The following is a 14,263-nucleotide window of genomic DNA, read 5'->3' as shown; positions in this document are numbered from 1 at the left end:
CATGGCTGATGCCATTACCGTCCAGCACCTCGTCGTCCGGCGCGGTCGGCGGACCATCCTCCATAATTTCAGCGTAGCCCTGCCCAAAGGGAAGGTGACAGCCATCATCGGCCCCAACGGCTGCGGCAAGAGCACCTTCCTCAAGGCCGTGAACTGCATGATTCCCGCAGCCAGCGGCTCTATCCGCCTGGGTCAGCGCGAGGTCCATGATTTTTCCCGTAAGGCCTTGTCGCGGGAAATGGCCTTCCTGACCCAGACCCATGACGTGCCGCCTGATGTGACCGTCCGCGACTTAGTCGGCATGGGGCGCTTTCCTTACCGCCGTCTCTGGAGCGGCCGGAGCCGGGAAGACCGGGACGCCGTCGACCGGGCCATCCAGGCCGTCGGCCTCGAAGCCTATGCTGGCGAGGTCATGCAGCACCTCTCTGGCGGCGAACAGCAGCGGGCCTGGCTGGCCGTCTTGCTGGCCCAGGATGCGCCCATACTCTTGCTGGACGAACCGACGACGTATCTCGATGTGCACCACCAGCTGCGCATCCTCGACCTCCTGCGCCGCATCAATGAGGGCTGGCAGAAGACCATCGTCGTCGTCCTGCACGACATGAATCAGGCCTGGCAATATGCCGACGAAGTCGTCATCATGAAAGACGGAGCCCTGGTCTGTACGGGACCACCCCAGGCCGTCCTCACACCGGAACGGCTTTGGGACGTCTTTTCCGTCCGGACCGACATCGTCACCACCAGTGACGGCCGTTCGGCCATCGTTGTGTTGCAATGACACGTCAGATTATCAGTGAAGTTTTGTTAAATACGTTCATCATTTGACGTAAGGTTTAAAAAAATAACCATCCATCACGACGAACGATGAACGAAAAACGATAAAAGGAGAAATATACCATGTCACTATTCACGGTCAAAGAAGGGAAGAAAATGCGCTGCGGCTATACGACCGGGTCCTGTGCGGCCGCGGCGGCCAAGGCGGCGGCCATCATGGTCCTGACCGGGCGCCGCGTCGAAGCCATATCCTTGCAGACGCCGCAGGGGACGGTCCTCCAGCTCATCCCGGAAGACGTCTCTTTCGGTCCCCAGTCGGCGACGTGCGCCATCCGCAAGGACAGTGGCGACGACCCGGATATCACTGACGGCATGCTGGTCTGCGGGACCGTCGAAAAGACGCCGTCCGGCCTGTCCATTGTCGGCGGCATCGGCGTCGGCCGCGTGACCCAGCCCGGCCTGGCCTGTGCCGTCGGCGATTGGGCCATCAACCCCGTGCCGCGCCGCATGATTACCGAAGCCCTGCAAGCGGCTTGCCGGCAGTGCGGCTATACGGGCGGCCTGCGCCTGAACTTGTCCATCCCCGAGGGCCAGCGCCTGGCCCAGAAGACCTTCAACCCGCGCCTGGGCATCGTCGGCGGCCTGTCCGTCCTGGGGACGTCGGGCATCGTCGACCCTATGAGTGAACAGGCCCTGGTCGATACGATCCATACGGAAATGGATTCCCGCCGCGCTGCCGGCCAGACCCATTTATTGGCCTTTTTCGGCAATTACGGCGTCGATTTCAGCCGCGACCATCTGGGCGTCGACGTCAGCCAGCGCGTGACCATCAGCAACTATGTCGGCGAAACCCTTGATTATGCCGCCTACAAAGGCTTTTCCGACGTCCTGGTCATCGGCCATATCGGCAAATTGGTCAAAGTCGCCCAAGGCATCATGAATACCCATTCCCATTATGCCGACGGCCGCACGACCCTCCTGGCCCTGGAAGCCGTCTTTGCCGGTGCCTCACGGCAGCTGGCCCGTCAGATTTACGACAGCCTGACGACGGATGAAGCCGTGCGCCTGCTGAAGGAACAAAACCTGCTGGAACCGGTCATGGCCGCAGTCTGTGAGAAAATCGAGGCCTATATGGACCAGCGGACCCATGGTGAAATCCCGACGGCGGCCGTCGTCTTTTCCAATGCCTACGGCGTCCTGGGCCTGACGTCGCGGGCCAAAGAATTTCTTGCATTGCATACGAAGGGGGAACTACGATGATACACTTTGTCGGCGCCGGTCCCGGTGCTGTCGACCTCATTACCGTCCGCGGCCAGAAATTACTGGAAACAGCGGACCAGATTATTTACGCCGGCTCCCTGGTCAACCCACAGCTGCTGGCCTGTGCCAAAGAAGGCTGCCGCATCCTCGACAGCGCCGGCATGACGTTGGAAGCCGTCGTGGCGGCCATGGAAGAAGGGGAGGGCCAGGGCTGGATGACCGTCCGCCTGCATACGGGCGATCCATCAGTCTATGGCGCCATCCGCGAGCAGATGGACATCCTCGCCCAGAAGGGCATCGCCTATGACGTCGTACCCGGTGTCAGCTCCTTCTGTGCCGCTGCCGCGTCCCTCCAGGCCGAATATACCCTGCCGGGCATCAGCCAGTCGGTCATCATCACCCGCATGGAAGGGCGGACGCCCGTGCCGGATAAGCAGAAAATCGCCGATTACGCCGCTCATCAGGCGACGATGGTCATTTTCCTCAGCGCATCCCTCTTGGACGGCCTCCAGGCCGAACTCCTGCGCGGCGGCTATGCGGCAGATACGCCGGCAGCCATCGTCTACAAAGCATCATGGCCAGAAGAACAGACTTATACCTGCACGGTCGGCACCCTGGCTGAAACGGCCCGGCGCCATGCCATTTCCAAGACGGCTCTCATCGTCGTCGGCAAGGTGCTGGGGCCGGCTTATGACCGCAGCCTTTTGTATCATCCGGCCTTTACCCACGGCTGCCGCCAGGCGGCGCCGGAGGACCAGCAGTACGGCGACCACATCGGTCAGGAGACGGAACCATGAAAGCCGTCGTCCTGTCCTTTACCCAGGCCGGGACGGCCCTGGGCTGCCGCGTCGCTGCCTGCTTGCGGGGAGGCGGCTGGGACGTCCGCCAGGCGTCGCTGAAGAAATTCGCTGTCGTCCAGGAAGGGGTCCTGCCGTTTACACCCAATCTCCACGATGAAGAGGCCCGGGCTTTTGAAGCGGCCCGGCTGGTCGTCTTCATCGGCGCCGCAGGCATTGCCGTCCGCACTATTGCGCCCTTTATCCGCCATAAAGACCTGGACCCGGCCGTCCTGGTCATCGACGAGAAGGGCCAGTTCGTCATCCCCATCCTGTCCGGTCATATCGGCGGCGCCAATGCCATCGCCCGCCGTCTGGCTGCAGAACTGGAAGGCCAGGCCGTCGTGACGACGGCGACCGATGTCAACGCCTTGTTCGCCGTCGATGAATGGGCGGCCCGCCAGGGCCTGCGCCTGTCGTCCCTGAACGATGCCAAGGCCTTTGCCGCTGCCATACTGGAAAAGGGCGCTGCCGGCGTGTACAGCGATTTCCCCCTGCAGGGGCCGCTGCCGCCGGGCCTGGTCTATGCCTTCCATGGCGACGCCGGCCTGGTGATCACGACCAAAGCCCACGTGCCCGTGTTCCGCACGACTGTCGTCGCCCGGCCGGTCATCGTCCACATCGGCATCGGCTGCCGCAAGGGTACGCCGGCCAAAGACATCGCTTATTGGGTCAATGCCGTCCTACAGCGGGCCAACTTGTCGCCCGACGCCATTGCCGACGTCAGCTCCATCGACGTCAAGCAGGATGAAACCGGTCTCTTGGCCTTTGCCAAGGCCCAGCAATGGCCGCTGCACTTCTTTACGGCCGATGAACTCAATGCCGTGCCAGGCGACTTTACGGCGTCCGATTTCGTCAAACAGACTGTCGGCACGGATAACGTCTGCGAACGGGCTGCCGTCCTGGCCAGCCATCAAGGGACCCTCATCGTCACCAAACAGAGCCGCCGCGGCATCACCGTAGCCGTAGCCTGCGAACGCTACCAGGTCCGGTTTGCATGTTGAAAGGAGAAAGGTTATGAAACATCGTATTTATGTCGTCGGCATTGGACCGGGTTCCCTGCAGGGCATGACCCTGCAGGCCCGGGAAATCCTCGATGGCTGCGACTGCATCGTCGGTTACGACACCTATATTGATTTGATACGTCATTATTTTCCTGATAAAGAATTCGTCACGACGGGCATGACCAAAGAAGTCGAACGCTGCCGCATGGTCCGGGACCGGGCCAAGCAGGGGCAGACCGTGGCCATCGTGTCCAGCGGCGATGCCGGGATTTACGGCATGGCCGGCATCATGCACGAAGTGGCTGCCGATGACGACGTCGACATCGTCGTCATTCCCGGCGTGACCGCTGCCAGCGCCGGTGCGGCCCTGCTCGGTGCGCCGCTGGTCGCCGATACGTGCCTCATTTCCCTCAGCGATTTGCTGACGCCGTGGGAAAAAATCGCCAACCGCCTCGACTGTGCCGCTGCCGGCGACTTCGTCATCTGCCTGTACAATCCGGCCAGCAAGAAGCGGGCAGACTATCTGGAAAAGGCCTGTGACATCATCTTGCGCCATCAGCCAGCCGATACGCCGGCCGGCATCGTCCGCAATATCGGCCGCGAAGGCCAGGAAGTGACGGTCCTGACCTGGGCGAACTGCGCAAGATGCGCCTGGATATGTTCTGTACGGTCTTCATCGGCAACAGCCAGACCCGGAACATCCATGGCAAACTGGTCACACCGCGGGGATATCACTTATGAGGAGCCCCGTATGGATTGCCGGCGGCACGACAGAAGGGCGGAAACTAGCCCATTATGCCGACTGCTGTCATATCCGGGCTTACGTGTCCGTCGCCACCGATTACGGCGCTTCGTTAGTGCCTGAAAGCCCTTTCGTGACCGTCGTGACCGGCCGCATGGACGAAGGGGAGATGGAAACCTTTCTCCGGGAACAGGCTATCGCTCAGGTCATCGATGCGACCCATCCCTATGCGACAGTCGTGACGGCCAATATCCGCCAGGCCTGTGCTGCCGTCGGCGTCCCGTACCGCCGCATCCAGCGCCGGCGCGGCCGCTATGAGGACCAGGTTGGCTGCATCGCCGTCCATTCCGTCGGCGAAGCTGTCGAAGTCCTGAACCACACGACGGGGCCCATCTTCTTGACGACAGGCAGTAAGGACTTGGATTCCTTTGCCCAGATTCCCGATTATGCCCAGCGCATCTACGCCCGCATCCTGCCCGTCCGTCCGTCGTTGGACCGGGCCCTGGATCTAGGCTACCTGCCGGCCCACGTGATTTGTATGCAGGGCCCCTTCACGACCGAACTCAATGCGGCCATGTTCCGCCAGACCGGCGCTCACTACGTCGTCACCAAGAACTCCGGCCACACCGGCGGCTTTCAGGAAAAATTAGAAGCTGCCAGACAAACAGGTGCCACGGTCATCGTCATCGAACAGGGAGAGTAATGACAAGAAAGCAACCTCTCCGGCTCTTTGAGCCACCTCCAGCTCAGCTCTCCGTTTTGGCAACTGCCCTGCGCTTCCCTACGGTCAGCACCTGACGGGCTAAAAAAGGCCTATGAGGGGAGGTTTAAGAGCAAGGCTCCCCTCATAGGGGAGCTGTCAGCGCAGCTGACTGAGAGGTTGCTTTTTACACATATCTATTCAGGCAAATAGGGAAGACGCAGTTCGCGAAAAATAGCCCCGTTCGGGAAATTTTTGCGAGCGAGGGTTACTCGAAGTGATGTTGTCCGTTTGAAACTGTTGCCGCACCGCGGCATCTGAGTCCGAGCGGACTGCGACCTGCGGGCGCCCATGAAAGGAGACATACCATGCACGTATATATTATCGGCACAGGGCCCGGCAATCCGGCTTTGTTGACGGGGCAGGCCAAAGCGGCCATAGAGGCTTCGCCCATCCTCGTCGGCGACAAGCGGATGCTGGCGCCTTTTGCGGCTTCCGGGAAGCGCCTGGTCGCGACGTACCGGCGTGACGATATTTGTCAGCTTGCCGCTTCTTTGTCCGATGAGGAAGGGCCCATGGCCATCCTCGTGTCCGGCGACGTCGGCTTTTTCAGCCTGGCCGCCTTGCTCACGGACATCCCTGGCTGCACGGTGACCCGCATCGCCGGTATCAGCAGCCTCGTCTACTTTGCGGCCGCCTTGCAGACGACGTGGAACGACGCCTTTATCGTCAGCCGCCATGGCCGCCGGGAATCCCTCGTCGCCGCCGTCCGCCAGCATCGGAAAGTCTTCGTCCTGACAGGCGGGTCCGATTCACCGGCCGCCTTGTGCCGGGAACTCTGCCAGGCCGGCCTGGATATGGTGTCCGTAGCCATTGGCTGCGACTTATCTTATGACAATGAAAACATCCTCCGCGGGACGGCTGCCGATTTCACCGACCGTCCCGCCGATTCCCTGGCCGTCATGATGGTAGAAAACGAAAAGGCCCGGCCCTGGGTGCGGCCCGTCCACGGTCTGCCCGATGAAGCCTTCCTGCGCGGCAAAGCGCCCATGACCAAGCAGGAAATCCGCAGCGTCGTCCTGTCCAAACTGGCTCCGGAAGCAGACGCCGTCGTCTGTGACATCGGGGCCGGTACTGGTTCGTGCACGGTCGAACTGGCCTTGCAGGCTCCTTTTGGCCACGTCTATGCCTTTGAAATCAATGAAGAGGCCCTGACTGTATTGCAGCAGAATATCGGCCATTTCGGCCTGACTAACGTCACCGTCGTCGCCGGCGATGCCAGCCAGACCTTGAAAACCTTGGACATCGCACCGGATTACGCCTTCATTGGCGGGACCAAAGGCAATCTGGCATCCATCCTCGATGACCTGTATGACAAGAATGAAGCCTGCCGCATGGTCATTACGGCCATCAGCCTGGAAACCCTGGCCGCCGTCACCGCTTATTACGCCGCCCGTAACGGATACCAGCTGGACATCACCCAGGTCAGCGCGGCCCGCAGCAAACGAGTCGGCCAGCATCATCTCATGATGGCCCAGAACCCGGTATATATCATGACAGCTGTCCGTCAGGACGCAGGGGAAGCTTAGACCCAGACTGTCGCACAAAGGTTTCTGCCACCTTGCAAGGGGCCTTTGCTGGAAGAACTCCTCAGTCGGCTATGCTGCCAGCTCCCCTTCTCAGGGGAGCCTTGTTGCGAACTGCGAAGGCGGGCCGCCTAGCCACAGCTGTCCGTTTTGGCAACCGTCTTGCGCCTCTCGCTGGTCGGCACCTGACGGGCCAAAAAGGCTTAGGACGGCCCCTACAAAGTGACCTGCGGCCTGCCGGGGTCTTTGCTTTTTCGATGAACGATGAACGACCTACGATGAACGACTTTACATTCACGAAAGGAGATCCTCATGCCCTCATCTATACAAGGAACGCCGGTTCCACGGCTGCTTTTGGCAGCTCCCAGCAGCGGCAGCGGCAAGACGACGGTGGTCTGCGCTTTGTTACAGGCCCTCAAGGACCGCGGCCTGTCGCCGGCTGCTTTCAAGAGTGGTCCTGATTATATCGACCCCATGTTCCACCGCCGGGTCCTGGATACGCCGTCGTATAATCTGGACCTCTTTCTCCTCGGCCGCCACGAGCCGGGCGCCGCAGCTGCCCGGGAGACGCTGCTGTGCCATGGTGCTGCGGCTGATGTAGCCATTTTGGAAGGGGCCATGGGCTACTACGACGGCGTCGGCACGGGTTCGGAGGCCAGCGCCTATGAATTGGCCGCAGCGACAGATACGCCGGTCGTCCTCGTCGTCGACGGCCGCGGTGCCGGCCTGTCGCTGGCAGCCGTCTTGCAGGGAATGGCTGCTTTCCGGGCTGACAGCCACGTCGTCGGCTTCATCGTCAACCGCATCAAGCCCATGGTCTATGAGCATTTCAAAGGGGCCTGGGAAAAGGCATCGGGCCTGAAAGCCCTGGGCTGCTTCCCGGATATGCCGGACTGCACTTTTTCCAGCCGCCATCTGGGACTGGTCACAGCCGATGAAATTACTGACCTCCAAGGGAAAATGGCCGCTTTGGCCGCCCAGGCCGAAAAGACTATCGCCATTGATGAACTCCTGGCTTGTGCCCGCCAGGCAGCGCCTTTGACCGGGTCTGGCAGTCCGGCCTTTCATCCCGATCCTGGCCGGGCCGTCCTGGCCATCGCCCGGGACGAAGCCTTCTGTTTCTATTATGAAGACAGCCTCCAGGTCCTGCAGCAGGCCGGCGCGGACCTGGTCTTTTTCAGTCCCCTCCACGACGGGGAACTGCCGCCTTGTGACGGTCTCTATCTCGGCGGCGGCTATCCCGAACTGTATGCCCAGGCCTTGAGCCAGAACGCGTCGATGCGTGCATCCCTTCGCCGTGCCTTGGACGCCCGGCTGCCGTGCATCGCCGAATGTGGGGGATTCATGTATCTCCATCAGGCCTTTCGCGACAGCCAGGACCGCCTGTGGCCCTGGGTCGGCGCCGTACCTGGCGAAACCTTCATGACCTCGTCCCTGAAGCGTTTCGGTTACGTCACCCTGAAGGCTGAAAAAGACAATCTGCTCTGCTGCGCTGGCGACACCGTGACGGCCCACGAATTCCACTATTCAGACAGCACGGACAACGGCCATGATTTTACGGCTTATAAGGCCGGGAGCCAGCGCCATTGGCCCTGCATCATGGCGAACGACCACTTCATCGGCGGCTATCCCCACATCCATTTCCTGGGGAAAAGGGACTGGGCCGCCCGCTTCGTCGCAGCCTGCATCCATCGAAAGGAAGGAACTCATGAAAATTGAACACATTTTACCAGCCGATATCGAACGGCGCAGCATGGAAATCATTGAAGACGAATTAGGCGACATCATCCTGCCGCCAGACGAAAAGGATATCATCAAGCGCGTCGTCCACACCAGTGCCGACTTTGACTATGTCCGCAACCTGCGTTTCAGCCCTGGCGCCGTCGATCAGGCCTTGACGGCCCTGAAAGGCGGCTGCACCATCGTGACCGATACCAACATGGCCTGCATGGGTATCAGCCAGCCGGGTCTAAAAAAACTGGGCTGCCGCAAAGTCTGCTTCATGGCCGATGAAGACGTAGCTGCCGCTGCTAAAGCGCAGGGGACGACGCGGGCCCAGGCTTCCATGGATAAAGCCGCAGCCCTCGAAGGGCCGGTCATCGTCGCCGTCGGCAATGCCCCGACAGCCCTCCTGCGCCTGCGGGAACTCATCGATGCCGGGAAGATGCGGCCGGCCCTGATCATCGGCGTCCCTGTCGGTTTCGTCAACGTCGTCTATGCCAAAGAAGTCATCATGGAAGCCGGCATTCCCTACATCGTCGCCAAAGGCCGAAAAGGGGGCAGCACCATCGCCGCCGCCATCTGCAATGCCCTCATCTACCGCCTGACGAGAGAATAGGTGGGACGCCCTCTGGGCGTCCCACAGGGCAGCCCGCTGTGAGATTCCATCATAGCCCATTCTGGTATAATGGTGGATTTTTACGAGCCACGAACCACGAGCCACGAACCACGAGCCACGGCTTTTTCCTCGGACTCAGATGCGGCATTCCGCCGCGACAAACTCAAAGTAACAACGATGCTTGGGGAAACCCTCAGCACGTAGCGGGCCGCCCGCCGCTGCTATCCGTTCGGGCAATCGTCCTGCATCGGATGGGGCAGAAAGGCTCTGGGACGGCCCCTGCGGTATCGCATACAGGCGATGAGGCTTGCAAAATATGGCAAAAGGTGATTAAATTATATATGTGTTGAATTTTGACAAATGATTCCGATTTGTCACGCTAAAAATATCTGCAAGGAGTGTCAGTATGAAAATCAGTGCCGAAGAAATAAAGAAGATCGCACTGTTGTCCCGCCTGGAAGTCAAGGAAGACCAGATGGAAACGGTCGGGAAACAGCTGAACGACATTTTATCGTACATGGATCTCTTGAGCCAAGTCGATGTGACCGATGTCAAGCCGACGGCCCATGCCGTATCCATGTCCAACGTCATGCGCGACGACGTTCCCCAGCCGTCGCTGGCCAATGAAAAAGCGCTTCAGAATGCGCCGGAACAGGCTGATGGCTATTTCAAAGTTCCGAAAGTCATCCAGGATTAACAGGGAGGCGTATGTATGTTAACCATCCATGAACTGCATGAAAAACTGGTCAACGGCGACGTATCGGCTGTCGAATTGACCAAGGCTTTTCTTGCACATAAAGATACAGTAGAACCGAAAGTACAGGCGTTTTTATCGGATAACCGCGACTATGCCCTGGAAGCGGCTGCCGCTGTCGATGCCAAAATCGCAGCCGGTGAAGCCATCAGTGACCTCGCCGGGATTCCCGGTGCCATCAAGGACAACATCTGCATCAAAGGTCAGAAGGCTACGTGTGCATCGAAGATGCTGGAAAATTTCAAATCGCCGTACAATGCGACGGTCATCGAAAAATTGATGGCTGCTGATTATGTCAGCCTGGGCAAGACCAATATGGACGAATTCGCTATGGGCAGTTCGACAGAAAACTCGGCTTTCCAGCTGACTCATAACCCGTGGAACCTCGATTGCGTCCCCGGTGGTTCGTCCGGCGGTTCGGCTGCCGCTGTCGCTTCGGGCGAAACGGTCTGGGCCCTCGGTTCGGATACAGGCGGATCCGTCCGTCAGCCGGCTTCGTACTGCGGTGTCGTCGGCCTCAAACCGACATACGGCCTCATTTCCCGTTATGGCCTCATCGCCTTTGCGTCGTCTCTGGACCAAATCGGTACTTTCACCAACGACGTAGCTGACTGCGCCATCGTCCTCAATGCCATCGCCGGTCACGATGCCAAGGACTCGACGTCCATTCCCCAGGCTGAAAAAGATTACAAACAGGCCCTGGTCAATGACGTCAAGGGTATGAAAATCGGCGTCCCGGAAGAATTCTTCGGTGAAGGCCTCGATGCTGACTGCCGCAAGGCCCTGGAAGACGCTATCGAAACGTATAAGAAACTCGGTGCTGAAATCGTACCGGTCAGCATGCCCCACATGAAATACGGCATCGCTGCTTACTATATCATCGCGCCGGCCGAAGCCAGCTCCAACCTGGCCCGTTATGACGGCGTCGGCTTTGGCATGCGCGTCGACGGCAAGGATATCGTCGACATGTACATCAAGACCCGTACGAAAGGCTTTGGCGACGAAGTCAAACGCCGTATCCTCCTCGGGACCTACGTCCTCAGCTCGGGCTATTACGACGCTTATTATCTGCGGGCCATGAAAGTCCGTACTCTGATCAAACAGGACTACGACGAAGCCCTGAAGAAATGCGACGTCCTGCTCACGCCGACGGCACCGGATACGGCCTTCAAAATCGGCCAGAACAGCGACAATCCGCTGGCTATGTACCTCGGCGACGTCTGCACGGTCACGTTGAACCTGGCCGGCCTGCCGGGCCTCAGCATTCCCTGCGGCTATAAGAACGGCCTGCCCATCGGCATGCAGCTCATCGGCAAGGCCCTGGACGAAGCAACGCTGCTTCGCGTGGCCTATACGTTTGAACAGAATCGGACGGACCTTCGCAAGCCGTCGCCCATGGGGGAGGTTGAACTTTAATGAAATACGAATCCGTTATCGGCTTGGAAGTCCATGTCGAATTAAAAACGAAAACCAAGATTTTCTGCGGCTGCAGCACGGAATTCGGCGCCGAACCGAATACCCACGTCTGCCCGGTCTGCTTAGGCCTGCCCGGCGTCCTGCCCGTACTCAATAAAGAAGTATTGCATTATGCCGTCAAAGCCGGCCTGGCCCTGCATTGCGACATCCTGCCGTTCAGCAAATTCGACCGCAAGAACTACTACTATCCCGATTTGCCGAAGAACTTCCAGACGTCCCAGTTCGACCTGCCGATTTGCAAAGGTGGCTACATCGATATCGACGTCGACGGCAAACAGCGCCGCATCCATTTGACCCGTATCCATATGGAAGAAGACGCAGGCAAGCTCGTCCACAGCGGCGGCAGCATTGCCAACTCTGATTCGACCAGCGTCGACTATAACCGTACGGGCGTACCGCTCCTGGAAATCGTCGGCGAACCGGAACTGCGCAGCGGTGCCGAAGCCAGAGCGTATCTGGAAAAACTGCGCTCCATCATGCAGTACCTCGGCGTTTCCGACTGCCGCCTCGAAGAAGGCAGTATGCGCTGTGACGCCAATATCTCCGTCCGTCCCGTCGGTTCGGATAAATTGGGGACCAAGACGGAAATCAAGAACATCAACTCCTTCAGCGCCGTCCAGAAGGGGATTGAATACGAAGCCGTCCGCCAGGCTCAGATCCTCGACGAAGGCGGTACGATCCAGCAGGCTACGCGCGGCTGGGATGAAGCCAAGGGCATTACCATCCTCCAGCGCGTCAAAGAAGGGGACAGCGATTACCGTTACTTCCCGGAACCGGACCTCATTCCTATCGAAGTGTCGCCGGAATACATCGAACAGGTCCGCCAGGAACTGCCGGAAATGCCCGATGCCCGCTGCCAGCGCTTCCAGGATGAATTGGGCTTGTCCGAATACGACGCCAACTTGCTGACCCTGGAAAAACAGACAGCCGATTACTTTGAAGCCGTCGTCAAAGAAGGCGTCGATGCCAAAGAAGCAGCCAACTGGATGCTCGGCGAATTCGCCAAGAAACTGAACGAAGAAAACATCGACATTTCCGCTTCGCCAGTCAAACCGGCTGACCTGGCTGGCCTCTTGAAACTCATCGCTAAAGGGACCATCTCCGGCAAGATCGCCAAGAAAGTCCTGCCGGAAATGTGGAAGTCCGGCAAAGCAGCCGACGTCGTCGTCAAAGAACAGGGTCTGGTCCAGATCACCGATACAGGTGCCCTGGAAGACATGGTCAAAAAAGTCATCGCTGCCAACCCGCAGTCCGTCGCCGACTATAAAGCCGGCAAGAAGAAAGCCATCGGCTTCCTCGTCGGCCAGATCATGAAAGAAACAAAAGGCCGGGCCAACCCCGGCGTCGTCAACCAGCTGTTGACCAAGAATTTACAGTAAAAGATAGTTTGCAGCTAAAAAGGGACATCGCATGAAGGCCTATGCCATCATGCGATGTCCCTTTCTCTTTATAGTTTGTAGTACAGATTTTGTAGTTTTCAGAGAAAAACTTTAAATTTAAAGCCATCCACTAACAACTAACTGCTAGCCACTAACAACTTAAAAGAGCTTGTCGTCGTGCGACAAGCTCTTTTTTATATTATTCTTCCGGATGGAGCAGTTTATGGATGGCCGTGCTGGTCGGCAGGGTTTCCGTTTCTTCACCGTCTGTCGTATAGAGCAGGGGCGCGCCGAAGGTCTGGCCCTGGAGCATGGCTTCTTTGGCGATTTTGCCGATAGGATGTGGGATGACCGTTGCGTCGTGATGGGCTTCGTGGAAGGCTTTAGCTGCATCTTCCAGGGCCTGGATATCTTCTTTCGTCTGGACGGGGACAGCCAGTTCAAAGGTCTTGGCTTCCAGGTCCCAGCGGCTTTCCATCTTCTGGACGAGTTCGTCGGCTTTGGCGCCCTGGTCGGCGCGGATGACGATGATGGGGACACTGCCCAGGTCGACGGCCTGACCGGCGATGTCGTCGATGTCATCTTCGTCGAGGCTGCCTTCGATTTTGACGGCGTCGATGAGGGCCGAACGGATGGCAAAGCGTAGGATCGTCGCGTAGTCGTTGTCGGTCTGGTACATTTCCGGCAGCTTGCTCTTATCGCACGAGAAGAGGACCGACGGCTGTTCAGCATCACGGGCAATGAACAGCAGGGCGTTCCAGAGCTGGGACAAATTGATGGTCCCGTTGAAACAGCCGGCATCAAAGGCAATCATATCGTAAGGTTTCTTTAAGATTTCGTCGATTCGGTCCTGCAAATCTTCGATAGTTTCACATTCCAAGGGAACGGCGATGAAGGGATGGTCCGATTCAAAATGAATACTCATTGCACTAGGCATATATTATTACCTCCTAAGTCGTATTATCTTTATTGTACTCGGAATATGACTTGTTGGCAATGGCTATAAAAAAACGTTGACAAATCATCTCGTTTCTTGTATAATGTTTTTTGTTGGCGGGGCATAGCGCAGTTTGGTAGCGCACCTGGCTTGGGACCAGGGGGTCGCAGGTTCAAATCCTGCTGCTCCGACCATTACCGACCGATGCGGGTGTAGCTCAGTGGTAGAGCGCCAGCCTTCCAAGCTGGTTATGTGGGTTCGATTCCCATCACCCGCTCCATTTTTTGAGACTCAGTAGCTCAGCTGGATAGAGCAACAGCCTTCTAAGCTGTGGGTCTAGGGTTCGAATCCCTACTGGGTCACCACTTACTTGCGCCTATAGCTCAGGGGATAGAGCACCGGTCTCCGGAACCGGGTGCGAAGGTTCGAATCCTTCTTGCTAGGCGACACCAAAAAATAGTGAAAACGGACCCGCAC

Annotated in this window: 13 protein-coding genes and 4 tRNA genes; 16 read left to right on the top strand and 1 reads right to left on the bottom strand. The window is 58.5% G+C overall.

The genetic code is table 11. The features are described 5' to 3' along the window. Position 1 precedes the first annotated feature (1 nt). From NM10_RS01505 to gatB, 12 genes are all read left to right on the top strand, one after another. On the top strand, positions 2 to 778 hold the full coding sequence (locus tag NM10_RS01505; protein WP_020309856.1) for an ABC transporter ATP-binding protein: 777 nt from the start codon (positions 2 to 4) through the stop codon (positions 776 to 778). 119 nt (positions 779 to 897) lie between these two features. Beyond that, the gene (gene cbiD, locus NM10_RS01500) at positions 898 to 2,034 is read left to right on the top strand and encodes a cobalt-precorrin-5B (C(1))-methyltransferase CbiD (protein ID WP_020309855.1); all 1,137 of its coding nucleotides are present in this window, start codon (positions 898 to 900) and stop codon (positions 2,032 to 2,034) included. Next, positions 2,031 to 2,831: a precorrin-4 C(11)-methyltransferase gene (cobM, locus tag NM10_RS01495; RefSeq protein WP_020309854.1), complete on the top strand. Its 801-nt coding sequence runs from the start codon at positions 2,031 to 2,033 to the stop codon at positions 2,829 to 2,831. The genes cbiD and cobM overlap by 4 nt, the downstream gene beginning before the upstream one ends. Continuing rightward, a complete protein-coding gene (locus tag NM10_RS01490; protein ID WP_020309853.1) occupies positions 2,828 to 3,874 on the top strand; it encodes a cobalt-precorrin 5A hydrolase in 1,047 nt (348 codons plus the stop codon). The genes cobM and NM10_RS01490 overlap by 4 nt, the downstream gene beginning before the upstream one ends. Positions 3,875 to 3,887: 13 nt before the next feature. Then, a complete protein-coding gene (gene cobJ / locus NM10_RS01485; protein ID WP_020309852.1) occupies positions 3,888 to 4,739 on the top strand; it encodes a precorrin-3B C(17)-methyltransferase in 852 nt (283 codons plus the stop codon). Beyond that, on the top strand, positions 4,630 to 5,319 hold the full coding sequence (cobK, locus tag NM10_RS01480; RefSeq protein ID WP_239639555.1) for a precorrin-6A reductase: 690 nt from the start codon (positions 4,630 to 4,632) through the stop codon (positions 5,317 to 5,319). Before cobJ ends, cobK begins: the two co-directional genes overlap by 110 nt. A gap of 365 nt (positions 5,320 to 5,684) precedes the next feature. Beyond that, complete coding sequence (locus NM10_RS01475; protein ID WP_020309850.1) at positions 5,685 to 6,905, top strand: bifunctional cobalt-precorrin-7 (C(5))-methyltransferase/cobalt-precorrin-6B (C(15))-methyltransferase; 1,221 nt, start codon at positions 5,685 to 5,687, stop codon at positions 6,903 to 6,905. A gap of 309 nt (positions 6,906 to 7,214) precedes the next feature. Next, complete coding sequence (locus tag NM10_RS01470; RefSeq protein WP_071601819.1) at positions 7,215 to 8,621, top strand: cobyrinate a,c-diamide synthase; 1,407 nt, start codon at positions 7,215 to 7,217, stop codon at positions 8,619 to 8,621. Beyond that, positions 8,611 to 9,240, top strand: coding sequence for a precorrin-8X methylmutase (locus tag NM10_RS01465; protein WP_020309848.1), 630 nt, complete (start codon positions 8,611 to 8,613; stop codon positions 9,238 to 9,240). Before NM10_RS01470 ends, NM10_RS01465 begins: the two co-directional genes overlap by 11 nt. A gap of 406 nt (positions 9,241 to 9,646) precedes the next feature. Continuing rightward, entirely contained in the window at positions 9,647 to 9,937 is a 291-nt protein-coding gene (gene gatC, locus NM10_RS01460) for an Asp-tRNA(Asn)/Glu-tRNA(Gln) amidotransferase subunit GatC (RefSeq protein WP_014016522.1), read from the top strand. 15 nt (positions 9,938 to 9,952) lie between these two features. After that, entirely contained in the window at positions 9,953 to 11,410 is a 1,458-nt protein-coding gene (gatA, locus tag NM10_RS01455; protein WP_020309847.1) for an Asp-tRNA(Asn)/Glu-tRNA(Gln) amidotransferase subunit GatA, read from the top strand. Beyond that, positions 11,410 to 12,849, top strand: coding sequence for an Asp-tRNA(Asn)/Glu-tRNA(Gln) amidotransferase subunit GatB (gene gatB / locus NM10_RS01450; protein WP_020309846.1), 1,440 nt, complete (start codon positions 11,410 to 11,412; stop codon positions 12,847 to 12,849). The genes gatA and gatB overlap by 1 nt, the downstream gene beginning before the upstream one ends. A 199-nt stretch (positions 12,850 to 13,048) precedes the next feature. On the opposite strand, the gene NM10_RS01445 is transcribed toward gatB, so the two are convergent. Beyond that, positions 13,049 to 13,786, bottom strand: coding sequence for a type I 3-dehydroquinate dehydratase (locus NM10_RS01445; protein WP_239639548.1), 738 nt, complete (start codon positions 13,784 to 13,786; stop codon positions 13,049 to 13,051). A 117-nt stretch (positions 13,787 to 13,903) separates the two neighbouring features. On the opposite strand from NM10_RS01445, the gene NM10_RS01440 reads away from it, so the two are divergent. The 4 genes from NM10_RS01440 to NM10_RS01425 all read left to right on the top strand — a co-directional run bounded on the left by NM10_RS01440 (position 13,904) and on the right by NM10_RS01425 (position 14,238). Beyond that, positions 13,904 to 13,980 (top strand) — tRNA-Pro (locus NM10_RS01440). A gap of 12 nt (positions 13,981 to 13,992) precedes the next feature. Next, a tRNA-Gly gene (locus tag NM10_RS01435) sits at positions 13,993 to 14,066 on the top strand. 8 nt (positions 14,067 to 14,074) lie between these two features. Continuing rightward, positions 14,075 to 14,151 (top strand) — tRNA-Arg (locus NM10_RS01430). Positions 14,152 to 14,158: 7 nt separating this feature from the next. Beyond that, positions 14,159 to 14,238: transfer RNA gene (locus NM10_RS01425), tRNA-Arg, on the top strand. Positions 14,239 to 14,263: the final 25 nt, after the last annotated feature.

Source organism: Megasphaera sp. NM10 (genome assembly GCF_000417505.1).
Classification (GTDB): domain Bacteria; phylum Bacillota; class Negativicutes; order Veillonellales; family Megasphaeraceae; genus Megasphaera; species Megasphaera intestinihominis.
This window is presented reverse-complemented; position numbering and strand designations above follow the sequence as displayed.

Coding starts and splice junctions, on each gene's coding strand:
- cbiD (WP_020309855.1), top strand. CDS start 898: ATGTCACTATTCACGGTCAAAGAAGGGAAGAAAATGCGCTGCGGCTAT.
- NM10_RS01490 (WP_020309853.1), top strand. CDS start 2,828: ATGAAAGCCGTCGTCCTGTCCTTTACCCAGGCCGGGACGGCCCTGGGC.
- NM10_RS01475 (WP_020309850.1), top strand. CDS start 5,685: ATGCACGTATATATTATCGGCACAGGGCCCGGCAATCCGGCTTTGTTG.
- NM10_RS01465 (WP_020309848.1), top strand. CDS start 8,611: ATGAAAATTGAACACATTTTACCAGCCGATATCGAACGGCGCAGCATG.
- NM10_RS01470 (WP_071601819.1), top strand. CDS start 7,215: ATGCCCTCATCTATACAAGGAACGCCGGTTCCACGGCTGCTTTTGGCA.
- NM10_RS01505 (WP_020309856.1), top strand. CDS start 2: ATGGCTGATGCCATTACCGTCCAGCACCTCGTCGTCCGGCGCGGTCGG.
- gatA (WP_020309847.1), top strand. CDS start 9,953: ATGTTAACCATCCATGAACTGCATGAAAAACTGGTCAACGGCGACGTA.
- cobJ (WP_020309852.1), top strand. CDS start 3,888: ATGAAACATCGTATTTATGTCGTCGGCATTGGACCGGGTTCCCTGCAG.
- cobM (WP_020309854.1), top strand. CDS start 2,031: ATGATACACTTTGTCGGCGCCGGTCCCGGTGCTGTCGACCTCATTACC.
- gatC (WP_014016522.1), top strand. CDS start 9,647: ATGAAAATCAGTGCCGAAGAAATAAAGAAGATCGCACTGTTGTCCCGC.
- gatB (WP_020309846.1), top strand. CDS start 11,410: ATGAAATACGAATCCGTTATCGGCTTGGAAGTCCATGTCGAATTAAAA.
- NM10_RS01445 (WP_239639548.1), bottom strand. CDS start 13,786: ATGCCTAGTGCAATGAGTATTCATTTTGAATCGGACCATCCCTTCATC.